An 18676-nucleotide genomic window follows, 5' to 3' on the forward strand; every position below is an offset into this window, starting at 1 on the left:
GCGGCATGGACTGCCCAACCTGCGGGAACTCGCTCAGTACCGAACAGGGAATGCGCCAGCACCATACGAAGGTACACAGCGAGCCACTCCCGAATCGAACCTGCACGGGGTGTGAGACGGAGTTCTACGATCCAAAGGCGCGCAGATCGTACTGCGACGACTGCAACCCGAACGTCGGCTCGAACAACGGCAACTGGCGCGACGCGAAAGAGACGACGACGTGCACCAACTGTGACGCGGACTTTTCGTACTACCCCTCCTCGAAGAAGGGCGTGTTCTGCCCCGGCTGCGTCGCGGACGCAGACGGCTTACTCCCGGAGAACTACGCCGAAACCGGCGACTGAGTGACGGTTGCGTGTCGCGCCTGTGATGCGCCCCTCTCAGTTCGACCCGCCGCACGCGAGTCGCAAGAACGTGGATTCTTCTGTACACTCGAGTGCTATGGTACGTGGCTCTCTGACAACGTTGTCGGACCGGCCCATCACCAGTGGGAGGGTGGAACGATCACGTACGGACAGAAGTGGTGGGCGGTTCGTCGGCGTGCACTCGAGCGGGATGACTACACGTGTCAACACTGTGGCGTCGACGCGGACGAACTCGGGCGGAATCCAGACGTGCATCATCAGGAGCCGGTTCGATCGTTTGACGAGCCTGCAGAGGCGCATCGACTGGAGAACGTGGTGTCACTCTGCCGGCCGTGCCACAGACACGCAGAGGAGGGGACGATATCGGTTCGTCCTCGAGACGAAAAGTAACACTATTGTGTAACGGCGCGCTATCCAGCGAGTGACGTGCGGAGTCCCGTGGTGGTGAGCGGTTTCGAAGGAACCGCGATCCGCACGGGGCTTCGAACGGTGTGAGAAGTCCCGTGGTGCTGAGCAGTTCCAACGGAACTGCGAAGTACACGGGGTGACGAGTGAACGATGGAGTCCCGTGGTGTAGTGGCCAATCATCTGAGCCTTTGGACGTGTCCGGTTACGGCCGTCACGGAAGTGAGCTCAGGACGGCGGTTCGAATCCGCCCGGGACTACTTTTGCGCCGAACAAACTCGTGAGGCGCAAGTATCCTTGGCGGTTCGAGCCCAGCAGACGAGAGGATTCGAGTCTGCGCGGTTCGAATCCGCCCGGGACTACTTACAGTTCTACCGCGAGCATCTCGCCCTCGTCTAGCCACGCATGCAAGCGTACAGTGGATCAGCGGAGACAGAGAGCGAGGAGCTTATTCGGCCAGCCCCCAGAGTACAAGGGGGTATGAACAATCTACGCACGGGGTTGAGTTACGGGGACGTGCTCCTCGTCCCGAATCGGTCACCGGTCGATAGCCGCAGCGATGTCGATCTGTCGACGCAACTGACGCCCTCGATCGAACTCGAGACGCCGCTGGTCTCTGCGGCGATGGACACCGTCACGGAGGCCGAGTTAGCGATCGAACTCTCTAGAACCGGAAGCATCGGCGTGCTGCACCGCTTTCTCACGCCGGAGCAGCAAGCAAATCAGGTCGAAGACGTTGCGGCGGCCGGCGAGCAGGTCGCCGCAGCGGTGGGGATCAACGAGGACTACGTCGCTCGCAGCGCGGGGCTGGTCGAGGCGGGCGTCGACGCGCTCGTCGTCGACGTCGCCCACGGGCACTTAGAGCGGACGATCGAGGCCGTCGAAACACTGAGAGCGGAATTTCCCGAGACTGATCTTATCGCGGGCAACGTCGCGACGCCCGAGGGGGTCACGGATCTCGCGGCGGCTGGCGCGGACTGTGTAAAGGTCGGAATCGGTCCCGGTTCGCACTGCACGACGCGGAAGGTGGCCGGTGCGGGCGTGCCGCAGCTGACCGCCGTGGACGACTGCGCGGACGCTGCCGAGGATCTCGAGGTAACCATCTGCGCGGACGGCGGCATCCGCACGTCGGGTGACGCGGTAAAGGCGCTGATGGCGGGCGCGGACACCGTCATGCTGGGGAGTCTCTTCGCCGGCACCGAGGAAGCCCCCGGTGCGGTGGTCGAGGTCGAGGGCACCAAGTACAAGCGCTCGCGTGGAATGGCGACGACGACCGCCGCCGAAAAGCGCGACGACAAGGAGAAGAACGTCCGCGCCGACGAGGGCGTCGAGGCGCTGACACCGTACAAAGGGCCGGTCGCCGACGTCGTTGAGGAGTTCTGCGCCGGCATCCAGTCAGGCCTCTCCTATTGTGGCGGGCACACGATCCCGGCCGCTCGAAGGAAGGCCGAGTTCATCCGCGTCGCACCCAGCGCGAAGGAACGCGAGGGCTACCACGCGGATCAGGACTGGGAAGGCGTCAGCGTAGATAGCGAAGCGGTGTCGGCCGACACGTCCGACGGGGCCACCCTCGAGAGCGACGACTGAGGGTGCCGGCGGTGTGAACTGTACTTGAGCCTCCCAACACGTCAGACCGGGATCTGACGGGCTCCGAGAGGGTCCAAAACACCATTTGGCGGCGTCTAATGGCGAGTCTGGCCTGATAGAACCATACCGCTGTGTCGACTAGATGAGGTATGGAACAGACTCGGCACGAGACTGGCGCTTCTGGCAGGCATCACCCATAGTGTCGGTGACAGCTTTGGGGCTGCATAAACGAACGTGAAATGACGATAAACGACTGAAAACAGTGCGGACGACCGGTCGCTTATTTGTACTGTACCGATGGAGCCCGGAGTACAGCAATGTCCACAGATCAATCCACACACGCCACGTCCCGATCGGTCCGCTACGACACGATCCAGTCAATTAGCAAGCTCATGCTCGGGACGATCGCGTTGCTCGCGTTCGTCGGGCTTATCTCGGTTCTCCCCGGTGTTGACCGCGTGATTCCGGGGACGCCCATCACAGTCATGGCGATCGTGAGCTTCGTCGCGACGATTGCAGTGGTGGGTCTGCTGTTGGTACTCGCACCCGGGCTCGCCGAACTCGTCCGCTCGACGCTCGGCGGCCCCCAGCAGGTGGTCGACGACCTCGCCTCGGTGGTCCATCTGTTCGTCGTCCTCATCGCCGTTCTGGTCGCCCACAGCGGCATGGCACCGGCGATCACGCCGTTCCTCGAGGGTGTGACCTGGGTGTACGACGTCGTCTTCTTCGCGATTGCCCTCCCACCGCTTGCGATCCTCGCAGCGCGCGTCTACGTCTCGCTCGACCCAATGTCGGAACTGCTCGCAGATCGTGTTGCGGGGGCAGACACGAATGCAGACGCAGCGTCGAACGCTGGGACAGCTAGCCCAGACGACAGCACAGCGACGCCGACGGGTGAGGAGAGCGAGGACACGGCGCGAAACCAGCACGCCGAACGCCGGACGATACTCGAGTCCACCGCGAGCGAGGATGGGACCGACGACACAGACGAGCGTCGGAACGATAACGAGAACGTGGACGGCTCGTCCGAGTGAATCTGCTCGATAAGCCGAGATCGAGGCACTCGAGTGCGAGTGGGCGGTGGTCGATGACCACGGTCCGGCCAGAGTGAGTGTGTCTGTGTGTGCCAAACGGCAGCCGACGCAGTGTTTGGTATCGTCGCTTGAACGAGTCGCTGGCGGTTTAACAGACCGATAATGAAGAGCCTCGTCTGCTTCTCGCTGACCAAGACACGTGCACGGACAGCTCGGACAGCACGGACAGCACGGACAGCACGGACAGCACGGACAGCACGGACAGCACGGATAGCACGGACAGCACGGACAGCACGGATAGCACGGACAGCGACTGCAGTCGACCATCACGGCCGAGTGTTGTCGTCACCGAACCACGCTCTCAGAAACCAACGAATGATACGATGAGTCGGACGTCCCGCCACGACGAGACAGCATCGAACGCACAGGAATCATCCACGAAAAACGACGGCGAGCCGGGCTCGAAGCCAGAACCGGCGAGTTCGCTCGACACCCTCGTCATCGGCATCGACGCAGGCTGCATGCCGGTCTTCGAACGCCTCTTCGAGGAAGACCGCATCCCAACGATCGAACGCCTGTGTACGGACGGTCTGACCGCGCCACTCGAGTCCCAGATTCCGCCGTGGACGCCGAGCGCCTGGCCGTCGGTCTACACTGGCCAGAACCCCGGCAAGCACGGTGCAATCGGCTTCGTCGGCTACGACGGCTACGACTGGCACGTCACCAGCAACGACGACGTCGACGCACACCCGCTGTGGACGCTGCTCGACCAGCAGGGGTACTCGAGTGTCGTCGTCAACGCGCCAGTCACACACCCGCCGGACGAGTTCGACGGGGCGGTGATCCCTGGCTTCCTCGGGCCAGAAGATCCGCTGTGTCACCCTGCGGGTGTGCTCGACGAGGTTCGCGACGAAATCGGCGAGTACCGGGTGTACCCAAACTACACGCGTGACGACGACTCAGTGCCCGAATCCGAGAAGATTACCGAGTATCAGCGACTGGTTCAGATGCGCGGTGACGCCTTTCGCTATCTTACCGACGAGTACGAGCCTGATTTTGGCTTTCTGCAGTTCCAGAAGACGGATACGGTATTCCACGAGTTTGCGGGCGATGAAGACAAGGTCAACGCCGTCTACGAGGCGACCGACGAGACGATCGCACAGGTACTCGACGATTGTGATCCGGACCGCGTCTTCCTCGTGAGCGACCACGGCATGGGACCCTACGAGGGCTACGAGTTCCGGCTCAACGAGTTCCTGCGCGACGAGGGATTCCTGGAGACGACCACGGGCGGCAAGGGGATGCCCTCCTGGACACCGATGCGGCGGCGACTCCGCGAAGGAGAAGAGTACGACACCTGGGAGCCGGGAACAGTCGCCCGCGCGGCCTCTGTCGCCGCACAGTTCGGCATTACCGCCAGCCGGATTCGGACGGTACTCGAGCGCGTCGGTCTCGCGGAGCTGGCGATCAAGTACGCACCGAGTGGCGTCTCCCGGACGGCGAACGAACAGGTGGACTTCGGTGAGTCGAAGGCCTACGTTCGCGCCCGGACGGAACTCGGTGTCCGAATCAATCTCGAGGGGCGTGAACCGATGGGCGTCGTTCCGCCCGCGGAGTACGAGGACCTCCGCGAGGTCCTCATGGAGACACTGCGCGGCGTCGAGACACCTGACGGTGAGCCGTTCTTCGAGACGGTCGCGCCCCGCGAGGAGTTCTTCCACGGCGAGAACGTCGAGGAGACGGTCGATATCGTGGCGATTCCGGCCGACTTCGAGCATGCACTTTCAGAGCAGTTCCGCGAGGATGCGGACAGCTACTTCGGACCGGTCGAGCCGTGGAATCACAAGCTCGATGGTATCTTCGTCGCCGCTGGTGAGGGGATCGACGGGACGGCCGCGGTTGATCGCACGCACCTCTTTGACGTTGCACCGACGGTCCTGGCCGCGATGGGGGTCCCCTACAGTGAGCGGATGGACGGCGAGATCGTGCCTGTTGTCGAACCGACCGAGGCGATCGAGTATCCTGCCTACGGTGGCATCGGTACCGTGGACCGTGAGCGAGACGGGTCGGATGGGGCGGGAGATCGGGAACGGGACGACGAAAGCGAAGGCGAACGTCAAAGCGAACGCGAACGGCCCGAAGCCGACGATGACGTCACGGAGCGACTCGCGGATCTGGGATATATGAACTGACCACCCAGAGCCGACAGTCGCAGCCGCTGAAACGGCTTACACACACGATAAGTATGGGATCGCGAAATCGAAGCTAGTTCGAACAGAGACCGCTATGGGGTTCATTGCAGAGATACACGTCGCCCACGACGAACTCGTGCTTGCGCCGACGATTGCTCATCATCCGGAGGTGACGATCAGGTACGAGTACGAGGTCGAAACTGCGGAGACGATGACGTACTTTGTTTCGGTTTTCACTGACGAGTACGACCACCTCGAAGCGACGTTGGAAGCCGATCCCACGGTGTCAGATCCCGCCTGTATCGCGACGTTCGAGAACCGGGCGATCTACCGTGTCCGTGTCGAGACGGATCGGCAGCTAATCCCCGAACGCTGTGCCGAGCAGGGGCTGTTCGTCTTTACGATTACGAGCGGCGACGGCGGGTGGGATGCCCGTGTTCACTTTTCGAATCGGGAGACACTGGCTGCGTTCCGTGAGTACTGTCGCGAACGTGGGATGACGTTCCGGGTACATCAGCTCTACGAGTCCACAGAGTCCGACGACGGCACCTACTTTTTGACCGAGCAACAACACGAAATCCTCTCGATGGCGTACTACGCGGGCTACTACGACATCCCGCGCGGTGTCACACAGGACGACCTCGCCGAACAGCTCGACATTACCGACTCGGCGGTCTCACAGCGCCTGCGCCGTGCGGTTGCGGAGCTAATCGGGGCCACACTCGATGACGAACGGACACCCGACGAGTATCGATGACCGGTCGTTTTCTGGCATCTTGTGACTTGGTTCGAATCCGTCATCGAGTAGCAGTTACTTGATCGTGTGCCGCCTGCTGTGGTCGGTTTTCCATCCGTTCTGGACACATCAGTAGCGTCCAGTGCTCCCTGCGTTGAGTGACGTTAGGACGTCTTTGTTCTGCTGTCCGCCAGCTGTTCTCGCTCGACACCCAGTCAATACGAAATTACTGCCCTTACTAGACTGCTAAGCCGACTCAGCAGAACTCGGCTACACTCGTCCTGTGAGGTGTTTTCATGTAGATTTCAGTGCGTGCAACGGTTGCAATTCGTACAGCAAGGGGAGATCTGTTCTCAGTGAGTTGTCGTATCGGACTTAAAGGCTTGCTATCCGAATCCATAGATACTGGACCCAGAGATCACTCAAAGAAAAGTGACTATCAATGTCGGAACGAAGTGGTATGCGGAACGCGGTACATGGGGACGGGTGCGACGAAACGGGCACATCGAACGCTGACACGGATTCTACAACTGGCTTGTCTGCTGGGAACGGAGACGTGAACGGGACCAGGAACGGGACCGAAATCGGAATCGGAGCCGGAACCGGAACCGGAACCGGAACCGAAATCCAAAACAAGAACCCACCGACCCGATCCCGGCGAACCTTCCTCCAGGGCGCATCGATCGCAGGTATTGCAGCACTCGGCCTCGGGGCGGGCGCAACGGGCTCTGCAACGGCTGTCCACGAAAACGGCGAAGACTTCGACAACGTCGTCAACATGGTCGACGCTGGCGCGGATCCCACCGGCCAGGAGTCGATCACGCCGGTACTCGAGAGCGTCCGTGCTGACAACACCATGTTGCTCTTCCCGGAGGGAGAGTACTACATCGACGAACAGTTCCGGTTCACCGGGTTCGAGAAGTTCGGTATCGTCGGGGACGGTGCCACGCTCGTCCCGGCGAACTATCACGACTTCGACGGGCCGCAGTTTCGCCTGTTTCGGCTCGGCGTCTCGTACAACCCGGGTGGAAACCTTCTCTTTGAGGGAATCGACGTCGATCAGACGGCACCCGACACGGGGATCCGAGTCATCGAGGCGACGATCGCAGATCAGCTCGAAGTCCGCGACGTGACGGTCCGCGGCGAGCACGACAGCGGCACGTGGGGACCAGGCATGTTCGCCATGACGGACCCGAACGGCGAGGGAATCGTCGAACGCTTCCGCGCCCCTGACGGTGGCATGCACGCAGATCGAACGCCGAACGCGGGCAACATCTGGCGCGGCCCGATCGGCATCGAAGCCAACACCAACGTCGGCCACATCGAGTTCAAAGACTGCGAACTCGGCGGCTTCCCGGACAACGGCCTGTACGCGATCAACGAGGAGGGCTCCATCTACGTCAACGGCGGTGAGTTCCGCAACAGCAACGGTGCGAACGTCCGCGTCGGCGGGCAGGGCAGTGTCGTTCGCGGCGCGACAGTCGAAATCGACCGGACGCGCTCGTACGACAACAGCCAGCGCGCGGTTCGTCTCGAGAACGGCGACGAACTCCACGTCGACAACGTGGATATCTCGATCACGTCGACACAGCCAACCAGCCACGCCGTCTCGGTGATGAACACCTGTCACTCCTCGCGAATCGAAAATACGTCGATCGAAATCAGCGGCGACGAGGTGAACCACGGCATCGTCGTCTCGCCAGACGCCGGCTACACCCACGTCTACGGCGGCAATATTGTCCACGAAGCGGCCGGCGGCTACCCGTTCTGGATCCGTGACAGCGACAAGGACGATCAGGTGCTCGTCGAACTGCTCGATATCTCGGGCGAGGCCGGGGTCACCGGCGCCGGCTTCCGCGACGGCATCCGCTGTGGGCGGAACGGCTGTCGGTTCAGCAACGTCTCCGTCGACCAGCCCGGTCGCAACGGTGTCGACCGGAACGGAATCTACCTCGCCGGCGACGACACCACCCTCTATCGCTGCACATTCCGGGCCAGCCAGTACCCCTACATCGACAACGGGAGCGGTAACCTCCTCCGGAACTCGACGGCTGAGTCCCACAACTCGAATCTCGAAGGCGTCCGCCTCTACCCGGGCATCGACAGCCCCGCGCTCAGAGTGAACGAGATCGGTAACGGTATCGACGACCTCGGCGCGAGCAACGTCGTCACCTGGCGGAACACGATCGTCTGAAGCCGAGCACCGCAATCTGACTACTGGGTCGCTGTCGCTCGAATCAGCTCCCGGAACGTCACGACCTCGAGGTCGCGCTCTTCGATCCACTCGAGTGTCTCGCGAATTCCATCTGCAGTCACCTCTTCTTTGAACGTGTGGGCACCGATGATGCCGAGGCCCTCGTCGGCGGCGAGCTGGTCGAGTTCAGACTGCACCTGTTCGGGCGTCGTGAACTCGATGAAGTAGTCGCGGTTCGTATCGAACGGGTCGAACGCGTCCGGATCGTTGTGCATCGAGCCCGGATTGACGTTCGCGATGCCGTCGTAGTGCTCGCGGGCGTGTTCGATCGCCCAGTCGTCGACGATGTCGTAGGGGGCGAGCAGCGTGTCGATCTCGAAGCCGTGGTCCTCGAGTTCCCGTTTGGAGCGCCCGAGAAAGTCATCCATCACGTCGTCCGGATATCGCTCGACGGTCTCACCTGCGGCGAACGACTCTCCGATGGGTTCGTCGAACTCGAGATAGCCGCCGATATCGTCAGTATCTGAGTCGTCGACGGTCCGACGAACACTCGTCTCACCGTCGGTGATTTCGACGTCGTGTCCGTGGTGGAAGCCGTGATTTCGCTGTTCGGGGTAGATGCGGGTATCGCCCGGGTCGACGTCTTCGACGAGATCGAACGCGCCGAGTGCGGTGTGATCCGTCGTATGAGACATGATCTCCCAGCCGGCGTCCTCGAGTTCGGCGATCTGTTCGACGGTCATCCAGTCGGTTCCGTTGAAGTCCTCGCGGCCGATCCACTCGGTGACGATGCCCGCGCTCGCGGGCGCGTCGAACTCCTGGTGGACCGGAAACGCCTGCTCGTAGTCTTCGATCGGGCCGTCGTCGTAGACGAAAGCGACAGCGCCGCCGTCGATTTCGGGGATGTCGTCAGCTGTCTCCTCGTCCCCGTTTCCGTCTCCATCGCTATCGCCGCTATCGCCATCACTGCCATCAGTCTCGCCACCATCACCGGACGCGTCGCCGCTACCGTCGTCAGTGCCATCCGTACTCGAGTTGTTCGATGCTGGACTCTCATCGTCCGACGAACGGAGGTCGGTACAGCCGGCGGTCAGGCCGGTGAGGCCGAGGCCGGCGGTGCCCATGAGTCGGCGACGACTCAGGCGGCGTTCTGTCGGTTCGGTACCCATTGGTGTTGTCGCTCGCTTGCCGTCGCCCGTTCATACTTATAAGTCAGTTAACCGGCTGGTCGACGCCGTACAACCGTTTGCTGTCGTCGACCGAGTGTGTGGGATTCGGTCGTTGTCGGTCGTCTCGCGGGCGCTCTGATGCGACACGTTTGGAAACTATGCGAGCGCCACACATAGCGTTGCAGCCGGCTGTGTCCGCCAGCGGCTGCTCACGCCGTTTAACCTGGGTATAATAAGGCCCCGTCGGCGTCACCGATCGATCACTGTGGCTACCGATCGCGAACGATCGACGAACGGGAGCGCTGGACAGCGGGTCGATCGGCGATGGCGGTCGGTGACTTCGGAGGTTGATCTATGAATAGAAGCATTGCAAGCGGTATCTTCTCGGTCGTCAGTACGAAGGTGATCGTTCTCATTGTTACTGCCCTCTCGACGCCGCTGCTGTACCGGTTCCTCGGTGCGTCGGGGTTCGGCGATTACTCCTTCCTGATGTCGGTGTTCGCCATCTACATGATCTTCGTGAGTTCTGGCATCACGGATGGCGTCCGGAAGTTCCTCGCAGAGGATCGAAGCGCAGCCAACTGGAGCGAGCACGTCGTCGGCTACTACTTCCGGCTCGCGGTGATCCTCGCCGTCGTGGGTGCAGCCTTGTTGCTCGCAAGCGTCCAGTTCGGACTCGTCAGCCTCGCCTTCGGCGACGAGTTGGCGATTTACTTCTACGCACTCGCGCTGCTCGTTATCACCGCGCAGTTTCGCGACTACGCGCGCAAGACGCTCATGGGGTTCGGACTTGAGCGCTACTCCGAGCCGCTGAAAGTGCTTGACAAGGTCGGCTTCGTCGTCGTCGCGATTCCGCTCGTCTACGCTGGCGCTGGCGTCCTCGGCGCGCTCGCGGGCCACCTCTTTGCGAGCCTGCTGGTTGCGACGGTCGGGCTGCTCATCGTCCACCGTCGGATCTCGCTCTCCTGCGTGTTCAGCACGCCCAGCTCTGACTTCCCACGAAAGAAGATGCTCACGTTCAACTCGATGAGCATCGCGCTCGTTTTCCTGTTGATGTCGCTCTATCACATCGACATCGTGATGCTCCAGCAGTTCCGCGAGAGCGCCGACGTCGGAAACTACCGGGCTGCACTCACACTCGCGGAGTTTCTCTGGTTCGTCCCGCTCGCCCTCCAGACGGTGTACGTCCACTCGACATCCGAACTCTGGTCGCAGAACCGTCACCGGAAGATCACCGAACTCGCCTCGCGAACGACCCGATACACGTTGCTGTTGACGGTGATCATGGCAGTCGGTCTCGCCGCACTCGCAGACGTCGCCGTCCCGATCTACTTCGGCGAGGAGGCAGTGCCCGCGATCGAGCCGCTCTTGCTCTTGCTCCCCGGCGCGCTTGGCTTCGCGCTCGCACGGCCGGTGCTCGCTATCTCGCAGGGCAACGGCACGCTCAGATACCCCGTCGCCGCAACCGGTGTCGCGGCGCTCATCAACGTGATCCTCAACGCGCTGTTGATCCCGCGCTATGGAATGCACGGTGCGGCGGTCGCGACGAGCGTCGGCTACGGCTCGATGTTCGTCTTCCACTGCGTGAGCGCGCGTCAGATCGGCTTCGATCCGCTCGCGGACGCCCGAGTCGGGCGCGGCCTTCTCGCCGCGTTGCTCTCCGGTGGGCCGATCTTCGCGCTCTCGGCGGCGATCACACACCCGATTCTCGCGCTCGTACTCGTCCCGCCGGTCGGCTTCCTGCTGTTCGTCGGTTTCGCCGTCCTCGTGGGCGCACTCGATCCGACGGAACCGTTCGAAATCCTCGGCCTCTTCCCCGATCCGATCGGCTCGAAGGCGGACGCGATTCACGACCGACTCGAACGCTCGGCCGCAAGTCATGGCGAAACCTCACGGGGCTGGCTCCAGCGACTGCTGTTCGTCGTCGGCCTCTCGCTACTCGCCTCGGGACTCGCGCTTAGCTTCCTCGGCCCAGCAGTCGACGCACTGCTCTGAGTTCTCGCTCAATTCCGTACGGGACTCGAGTGGCACCCGTTCGATCTGTAGTGACGCCGTTTGCCCCTCGAACCGAGTGAACTCGAGTACCGCGCTGTCCCTTCTTGCGATGCTGCTCTGAACGAACGTCGGCGTTGTGTGTCAGTACACACTTGCTCGCCAGACGCGTCAGCAATCAGTTCGTGAATCGCTTCAGGTGGTGCGACACGCTGTCCGGGTGCGACTCTCGTCTCGGAAGGGGAAACCCGCTACTCGACACGCGCGAGTACCGGCGACGAGATGAAAAGAAGAGGGAAACCAGAACTCAAGCACGTCGCTCATACGGATCATGGTAGCGTGTTACCGACGATCGCTTCAACGGGTCGACGATCACCGATACAGAACTCCAGCGGACTGTCTCAGTACACCTGCGCCTCAAGCTGCTCGCTCTGGGCCATGTCGAACACCATCGCGAACAGCAAGAGCGACACGCCAAGCGCGAAGACCAGCACGCTCGCGACACCCTCCAGGAACGGCACCGATAGCTGCGAGAGCGCAATGAATAACGTCCAGAGTCCAGCGAAGACGCCGACGCCAGCGGTCGCCGCGCCAAAGAGGTAGAAGAACGCAAGCGGATGGAAGTCGAGCGCGAGATACTTCGTCTTGAGCCGCCAGAAGAAGTTTCGCAGGAGCATCGTCGACACCTTCGGAATGTACTCCGAGTAGGTGATACTCGACTCCTCGTCGCCGTACACCGCCGGCATCGCCACGTCCGCGACAGCCATGTCCTCGACGTTTAACTTCACCAGCAGGTCGTTACAGTAGCCGTAGTATTCATAGAGCTCCTCGAGTGCAACCGACTCGAGTGCCGCCTGCGAGATGGCGGTGTAGCCGTTCTGGGGGTCCATCGTCTTCCAGTAGCCCGAGGCGACCTTGGTCAGGAACGTTAGGATGGTGTTGCCGATGAACCGAAATCGCGGCATTGCCTCGCGGTACTCCGCCGAGAGAAGGCGATTCCCCTTGGTGTAGTCGGCCGTGCCCTCGACGATCGGGTCGAGGAGCCGCGGCATCTGTGAGAGGTCCATCTGGCCGTCCGCGTCGACGGTGACGGTCGCGTCGACGCCGTCCTCGCGGGCGGCGAGGTAGCCGGTTTTGATCGCGCCGCCGGCACCGAGGTTCTCGCGGTGTTGAATCGGCACGACACGACCGATCGGGTCGTGGACCTGTGCGCGACTCGCCAGCGCCGAGGTGCCGCCGTCGGTGGCGATGTCGGCGTAGCCCTCCTCGCCGCTGTCGTAGCGCTGTTCGGAGGCTCGTTCGTGCCCAGTCGAGTTCGTTCGTGCGTCTCGGTCCGTCGCTGCGGCCTCGCGAATCTCCTCCCAGGTGTCGTCGGTCGACTGATCGTCGATGATGTACATTCGGTCGACGTACGCCGGCATCTCGGCGATGACGTCGCCGACGAATCCTTCCTCGTTGTACGCCGGGATCACGACGCCGACGCTACAATCTCGGTACATAGTGTGATTTGTGTGTCGTCAGTTCGTGGCGGTGTGGTCGTTCATCGTGTGCGTGTGCACAGTCGGTATCAACTGCGCACCAGCGTCACGGCTCGTTCAACTGCGCACCAGCGTCACGGCTCGTACTCGTCGAGATCCGCCGTCGTCACGACGTCGACATCGGCGTCGTCGATGTACGACAGCAGGTTCTCGAACGCGAGTTCGCTCATGCTGTTTGGGCCCATCTCCTCGAAGTGAAGCACGGCGAGTTCGCCGTGGGCTGCGGCGTGGTCGACGTAGGTTCTGGTGTCCTCACCGGCATTTCCGGAGAAGAACCCGAGGTTGTACGGGTCAGAGATCGGCAGCCCGTTCGTCCCGCCGCCGTAGCGGAACGCGCGGTCGTGATACTCTTCGACGAGGTTTCGGGTCGTCGGACCCATGACGTTTCGCGGGGTGAGGAACGTCGCCGTCCCGTCCTCGAAGCCGCGGTTCTCGAGCCAGGCGTTGGTCTGTCGGATCAACCCTTCCTGCTCAGTGTCGGAGTAGTCGGTGATGTTCTGCGCCCCCGTTCGCGGGCGAGCGGCCACGTCCCAGCCGGCCTCGACGAGGTCGTCGAGCTGGGTCAGCGAAAGGCGACCGTCGTTGCCGACCGTCTCGGGGATCACCGCTTCGACGCCCGCAAAGTCGTACTCGGAGAGCGCCTCGAGTGCGATCTCGTGGTGGCTCTCGAGTGTGCCGTCGAACAGCAGCATGACCTTCCCCCTATCTGGCCGAGGTGCGACACGGAGGTCGTCGATTGCACAGTCGATCGGGCCGTCGGTCGCGCCGCGCCGGCGCGCCGTAAGTCGGATCTCCCGGACGTTCGAGAGATCCGGCTCGCCGTCGATTCCCGCGGTTCCGAAATCGACGCGCGTCCAGCGATCCGTCGGCCCGATCAGGGTTCGACGCAGCGTGGCCGCACTACTCGAGTTCGGTGCGAACAGTTCGAGGGTGAGCACGAGTTGCTCCTGTTCGGCAAAGCGGACTGCCAGTGAGAGTGTGGAATCGGACAGATCCTCGCCGCCGGAGCGCGTCGTGTAGATGCCCGCGTATTCGGTACCCTCCGCTGCCGTGAGGGACGCAGACTGTGGCCCGCTGTAGGGGTCGTCCTCGTCGGCGTCGAGGTCGCCGGCGTCGAGCATCGTCACCCAGCCGTCGAGGTCGTCGAAGGAGACGAGTGTCTCGCCCGGTAGCTCGTCGGCGCTGTGGTAGTGGAACTCGCGTGTGTCGTCTCCGTTGCGCTCGGAATCGTTGTCGTCGTGGTCGCCGGTACCCTCACCGTCACCGCCGTCACCCCAGCCGTCGATGGTGGAGAGACAGCCAGCGACGCCGAGCGTGCCGACGGCTGCAGTCGCCGCCACGAACGATCGTCGGTTGCTGTCCGTCATTGGCTCGAGACAGAACCGTTCGGGTCTTTCTTATACACCTCTTAGTAGCCCCAGCACCGACGCCAGTTTGGCTCGGACCAACAGCCATACCGTCGCGAATCGGGGCGGGTACGAGCGTTAGTAGCTCGATAATAATGGCCCGTGGCCGCCGAAACGCAAGCAATGTCACAGCCGCGCGTCAGCGTCATTATTCCGACGTACAACAGAGCCGAGAGCCTGCCGCGAGCCATCGACAGCGCCCTCGAACAGACTCTTCCCGACTCCGAACTCGAGGTCGTCGTCGTCGACGACGGCTCCACCGACGACACCGCCTCGGTGCTCGCAGGCTACGACGACCCCCGCGTCCGCCCCGTCGTCCACGCGACTAACCAGGGCGCGAACGTCGCCCGCAACACCGGCATCGAACACGCCCGCGGCGAATACGTCGCCTTCCTCGACTCCGACGACGAGTGGCACCCCGACAAACTCGCGCACCAACTCGAGACACTCGCCGAGCGCGGCGACGACTGGGTCGGCGTCTACTGTGATACTGCACTCGAGGTACTCGAGACGAGCGATCGGGCGCGCGGGCTCGTGGCGTCACTACTTGCCCGCTCGGATGCGGAGCCGGTGCGCGAGGGCGACGACGAGCTGATTGGCGAGATTCTTGCGGATAACGTCCAGCCTGGCGCGGGTTCGACGCTGGTTGTCGAGACCGCGGTCGCACGGGCGGTCGACGGCTTCGACGAGGAGCTAGATCGGTTCCAGGATCCGGAGTTCTGTCTGCGTGTGCTTGGCGAGGGTAAACTCGCCTACGTAGACGAGGAACTCGTCGTCCGCGAAGAGACGGGCCACCCGCCGGCAGACGTGATCCGCGAGGCGGACGAGCAGTACCTCTCGCGATACGAGGACGAGGTCGAGCGCTTCGAGGCCGCGGGGTACGACATCCGCGCGAGTCACGAACTCGTGCTCGCAAAGCGCTACCTCGCAGAGGGGCGCTTCCTGCGTGGCGCGTGGCACCTTCGCGGGGCGGCGACGTCGCCGCGGCGCTGTCCCGGGCTCTGCTGGGCTGCGGGAACGGGTGTGCGACGCCGCCCGAAGACCGTTCTCGCGGGCACCGCCGTTGTCGCGCTGGTCGCTGTTGCGATGGTCGCGGCGCTCGCGCGCATCTCGGTGTCGGACCAGATCGGTCCCGATATCGACGAGCTCTCGCCAGCGGACGCGCCAGTTACGATCGACCCCGAGGACGAACACGAGGACACGTCGGCGTAAGTACCAGACTGTGCAACCGAATTCTGGGCAGTGAAACGGTCTTGCTGATTCGGTAACTAATACGGTCGGCCTGACAGCACAGGCCATGAACGTCCGCACGCTGTACCACACAGCCAGAGGAATACAGGGACTCGCCGGAACCGAGTACGACAGCGATGTCAGCCCGTCGCTTCGTCGCCGCCTGTGGCTCTGGCGACGCGGGTTCCTGAGCCGGTCGGATGCAATCTACGACATAGACGACCATCGCGTCCAGGACTACATCACCGACTACCAGCGCTACGTTCGGACGAAGCGGATCAACGGTACCTGGTCTGTCGCGCTGTCAAACAAACTCCTCTTTCACCGAGTGATGCAGCCGTTCGACGACGAGCGCATGACCGTCTACGGGATGGTAAACGACGGCTCGTTCCACGCCGTCGACACTGACAGCGCTCGTCTCAGTCCCGACGGCGGTGTCCAGTCGACTAGTTCGGTAGACACCGCGCAGACGGACACACCACACACCACCAACGCCGCCCAGCGCGTCGTCGAGCAACTCGAGTGCGACGACGACGGGAAACTGGTCCTCAAGTGGGTTCGCGGGGGCGGCGGGAACAACGTTTACCTCTGCTCGCGAACGGACGATGGCTACCGGGTCAACGGCGAGTACTACGCGGACGCCGAGTTCCGCTCGCTGGTCTCGAACCTGTCTGAATACCTCGTCTGCGAGCACGTCGAACAGGGCTCGTTCCCCGCTGACCTGTATCCAAAGACGCCGAACACGCTTCGGCTCATCACGATGTATGACGAGGAGACCCACGAGCCGTTCATCGCCGCGGGCATCCACCGGATCGGAACGACCGACTCGGAGCCGCTTGACAACTTCACGCAGGGTGGGCTCTCCGCCGAAATCGACCTCGAAACCGGGGAGCTGGGTCCCGGTGCACGGCCGCCAAACGCCGGTTCCGAATCTGATTCCGACTCCGTCTCCAGACAAGACGCCGTCTCCTGGCACACGACACACCCCGACACCGGCGCGCAGATAAAGGGTGAACGCATCCCCAACTGGGAGGCGATTCGCTCGCGGGTACTCGAGATGGCTACCTCCGCGTCGTTCCTGCCGTACATCGGCTGGGACGTGATCGTGACGGACGACGACGGCTCGTTCTCGGTGATCGAGGCGAACAGCTATCCGGGACTCAAGTCGATTCAGGTGCATGGACCGCTGCTGGCGGACGACAGGGTGCGGCGGTTCTACGAGCACCACGGCGTCTGTTAGGAGCGAGACAGTTGCTCCGCTATCAGTCGAGTCAACCGTTTGAATAGGATATCTTTGCGGCACGAAAAGTGAGTGGACCAGTTAGAGCCACGACCATTGTCGTCTTGCAACAGCACGGACCGCTTCCGGCCGGTGATTTCGCCGCACCGTTCTCGAGTACAAAACCGCCGCTGTAACGGTCTTACGCGCGCTATAGTAAACAAATCCGGGTAGAGAGTGGGAACTGGAATGCAGCGGGATTCACTCTCACGACGATCAGTACTGTCTCTTGCTGGCCTCTCGCTGGCGAGTGCAGGTGTTGCGACTGGTGCACAGACGAGCTATCATTCTCAATCCGCCCCAGGGGCGACAGACGACGAGCACGTGACACGCGAGTCGTTCCAGATTATGGAGGGGACGGAGAAGGAAACGACAGTCTACGTAACCGACGCTGAAGCCGACGGACCGACAGTGTTCGTCATCGGCGGCGTTCACGGGAACGAGACGGCCGGCTACATCGCCGCCGAGGAGATTGCCGAGTGGACGATCGACGCCGGGACACTCGTCACGTTGCCACGAGCGGACGTCGTCGCCATCGACCGGGGGACACGAGTCGACGACGACGGCATCGACCTCAATCGGCAGTTCCCCGAGGGAAGCGAGCCCCAGACCGAGCTCGCAGAGGCGATCTGGGATCTCGTCGTCAACCTCGACCCGGCCGTCATCGTCGACCTCCACGAGTCACGCGGGATCTACGCGGGCAACCCCGTCGACGGCGTCGGACAGGCGATCTTCCACGCCAACCGTGACGAAGACCGAACGGCCGCGGACAGCGCAATCGAGTACGTCAACGACAACTACATCGACGTCTCCGAACGCGCCTTCCAGACGGGCTACTTCTCCGGTCCGGACTCGGAACCAACAGGCCTACTCGTCCACAAGGCCGCACGAGAACTCGGTTCCGAAGCCTTCCTCGTCGAGACGCTCTCGACCGAGAACGAACTCGAGAAGCGAGTCACTTGGCACTCTGCCATTGTCGAGCGACTGGTCGAAGACGAACTGTTCCCCAACGAGGAGCCGAACAACGGCCACGAGCCGGAAGAGCCGATCGAAGAAGAGCCCGACGAGCCCGACGAGCCGCCCGCGGACGAAGATGATGATGAGTCAGGGGATGATGTTCCGGACGATCACACCGACCCGGTCGCCGAAATCCGGTCCGATCCGAGCAGCGCGACCGAACGAACACTCGAGCCGGAGCAGACGATCACCCTCGATGCGACCTGTTCGGAGGCACCGGACGGCGAGCTCGTGAGCTACGAGTGGAGCATCAAGAACGACGGGACGTTCAACGAGTCCGGGAAGACAGTCGACGTAACTGTCAGCGCGAGCGGCGACCACCGCGTGTTGCTGCGGGTGACTGACGATGCTGGTGCGAGCGAGACGACAGAAGTGACGCTGACAGCAGCCTAACGCGATTGGTCCAGTTCGGCAACTAATCCGGCCCTATCGCTTTTTTCAGGATCGCTTAGGATCACATCCAAGATCGCGCGTGGGAGAGCCACCGCTATCTCACGATCACGGCACTAGCCGCCGACTCAACACCCAATAC

12 protein-coding genes, 1 tRNA gene and 1 pseudogene are annotated in these 18676 nt (G+C 62.5%); 11 read left to right on the forward strand and 3 right to left on the reverse strand.

Annotation, left to right across the window (positions count from 1 at the left end):
• Positions 1-5 precede the first annotated feature (5 nt).
• From NMAG_RS15780 to NMAG_RS15810, 7 genes and pseudogenes are all read left to right on the forward strand, one after another.
• Positions 6-755, forward strand: a pseudogene (locus tag NMAG_RS15780) (HNH endonuclease).
• A gap of 172 nt (positions 756-927) precedes the next feature.
• A tRNA-Gln gene (locus NMAG_RS15785) sits at positions 928-1030 on the forward strand.
• A 220-nt stretch (positions 1031-1250) separates the two neighbouring features.
• Positions 1251-2357, forward strand: a complete 1107-nt coding sequence (locus NMAG_RS15790; RefSeq protein WP_004215967.1) for a guanosine monophosphate reductase — start codon at positions 1251-1253, stop codon at positions 2355-2357.
• Positions 2358-2674: 317 nt separating this feature from the next.
• The gene (locus NMAG_RS15795; protein ID WP_004215966.1) at positions 2675-3391 is read left to right on the forward strand and encodes a hypothetical protein; all 717 of its coding nucleotides are present in this window, start codon (positions 2675-2677) and stop codon (positions 3389-3391) included.
• 383 nt (positions 3392-3774) lie between these two features.
• Complete coding sequence (locus NMAG_RS15800) at positions 3775-5583, forward strand: alkaline phosphatase family protein (RefSeq protein ID WP_004215965.1); 1809 nt, start codon at positions 3775-3777, stop codon at positions 5581-5583.
• Between the two features lie 94 nt (positions 5584-5677).
• On the forward strand, positions 5678-6340 hold the full coding sequence (locus tag NMAG_RS15805) for a helix-turn-helix domain-containing protein (protein ID WP_004215964.1): 663 nt from the start codon (positions 5678-5680) through the stop codon (positions 6338-6340).
• Positions 6341-6779: 439 nt separating this feature from the next.
• Entirely contained in the window at positions 6780-8513 is a 1734-nt protein-coding gene (locus NMAG_RS15810; protein ID WP_012996807.1) for a hypothetical protein, read from the forward strand.
• A 20-nt stretch (positions 8514-8533) separates the two neighbouring features.
• On the opposite strand, the gene NMAG_RS15815 is transcribed toward NMAG_RS15810, so the two are convergent.
• Positions 8534-9682, reverse strand: coding sequence for a polysaccharide deacetylase family protein (locus tag NMAG_RS15815; RefSeq protein WP_004215962.1), 1149 nt, complete (start codon positions 9680-9682; stop codon positions 8534-8536).
• A 354-nt stretch (positions 9683-10036) separates the two neighbouring features.
• On the opposite strand from NMAG_RS15815, the gene NMAG_RS15820 reads away from it, so the two are divergent.
• Positions 10037-11677, forward strand: a complete 1641-nt coding sequence (locus NMAG_RS15820; protein ID WP_004215961.1) for an oligosaccharide flippase family protein — start codon at positions 10037-10039, stop codon at positions 11675-11677.
• A gap of 398 nt (positions 11678-12075) precedes the next feature.
• On the opposite strand, the gene NMAG_RS15825 is transcribed toward NMAG_RS15820, so the two are convergent.
• Complete coding sequence (locus NMAG_RS15825; protein WP_004215960.1) at positions 12076-13173, reverse strand: glycosyltransferase family 2 protein; 1098 nt, start codon at positions 13171-13173, stop codon at positions 12076-12078.
• 113 nt (positions 13174-13286) lie between these two features.
• Complete coding sequence (locus NMAG_RS15830; RefSeq protein WP_004215959.1) at positions 13287-14579, reverse strand: polysaccharide deacetylase family protein; 1293 nt, start codon at positions 14577-14579, stop codon at positions 13287-13289.
• Positions 14580-14741: 162 nt separating this feature from the next.
• Here NMAG_RS15830 and NMAG_RS15835 point away from each other — a divergent pair, with 162 nt between their 5' ends.
• From NMAG_RS15835 to NMAG_RS15845, 3 genes are all read left to right on the forward strand, one after another.
• Positions 14742-15830, forward strand: coding sequence for a glycosyltransferase family 2 protein (locus tag NMAG_RS15835; RefSeq protein ID WP_012996809.1), 1089 nt, complete (start codon positions 14742-14744; stop codon positions 15828-15830).
• A gap of 85 nt (positions 15831-15915) precedes the next feature.
• Complete coding sequence (locus NMAG_RS15840; protein ID WP_004215957.1) at positions 15916-17088, forward strand: sugar-transfer associated ATP-grasp domain-containing protein; 1173 nt, start codon at positions 15916-15918, stop codon at positions 17086-17088.
• A 228-nt stretch (positions 17089-17316) separates the two neighbouring features.
• Positions 17317-18537 carry a PKD domain-containing protein gene (locus tag NMAG_RS15845; RefSeq protein WP_012996810.1) on the forward strand — a complete coding sequence of 407 codons (1221 nt, stop codon included), beginning with the start codon at positions 17317-17319 and terminating at the stop codon, positions 18535-18537.
• Positions 18538-18676: the final 139 nt, after the last annotated feature.

Source organism: Natrialba magadii ATCC 43099 (genome assembly GCF_000025625.1).
GTDB classification, from domain to species: Archaea; Halobacteriota; Halobacteria; order Halobacteriales; family Natrialbaceae; genus Natrialba; species Natrialba magadii.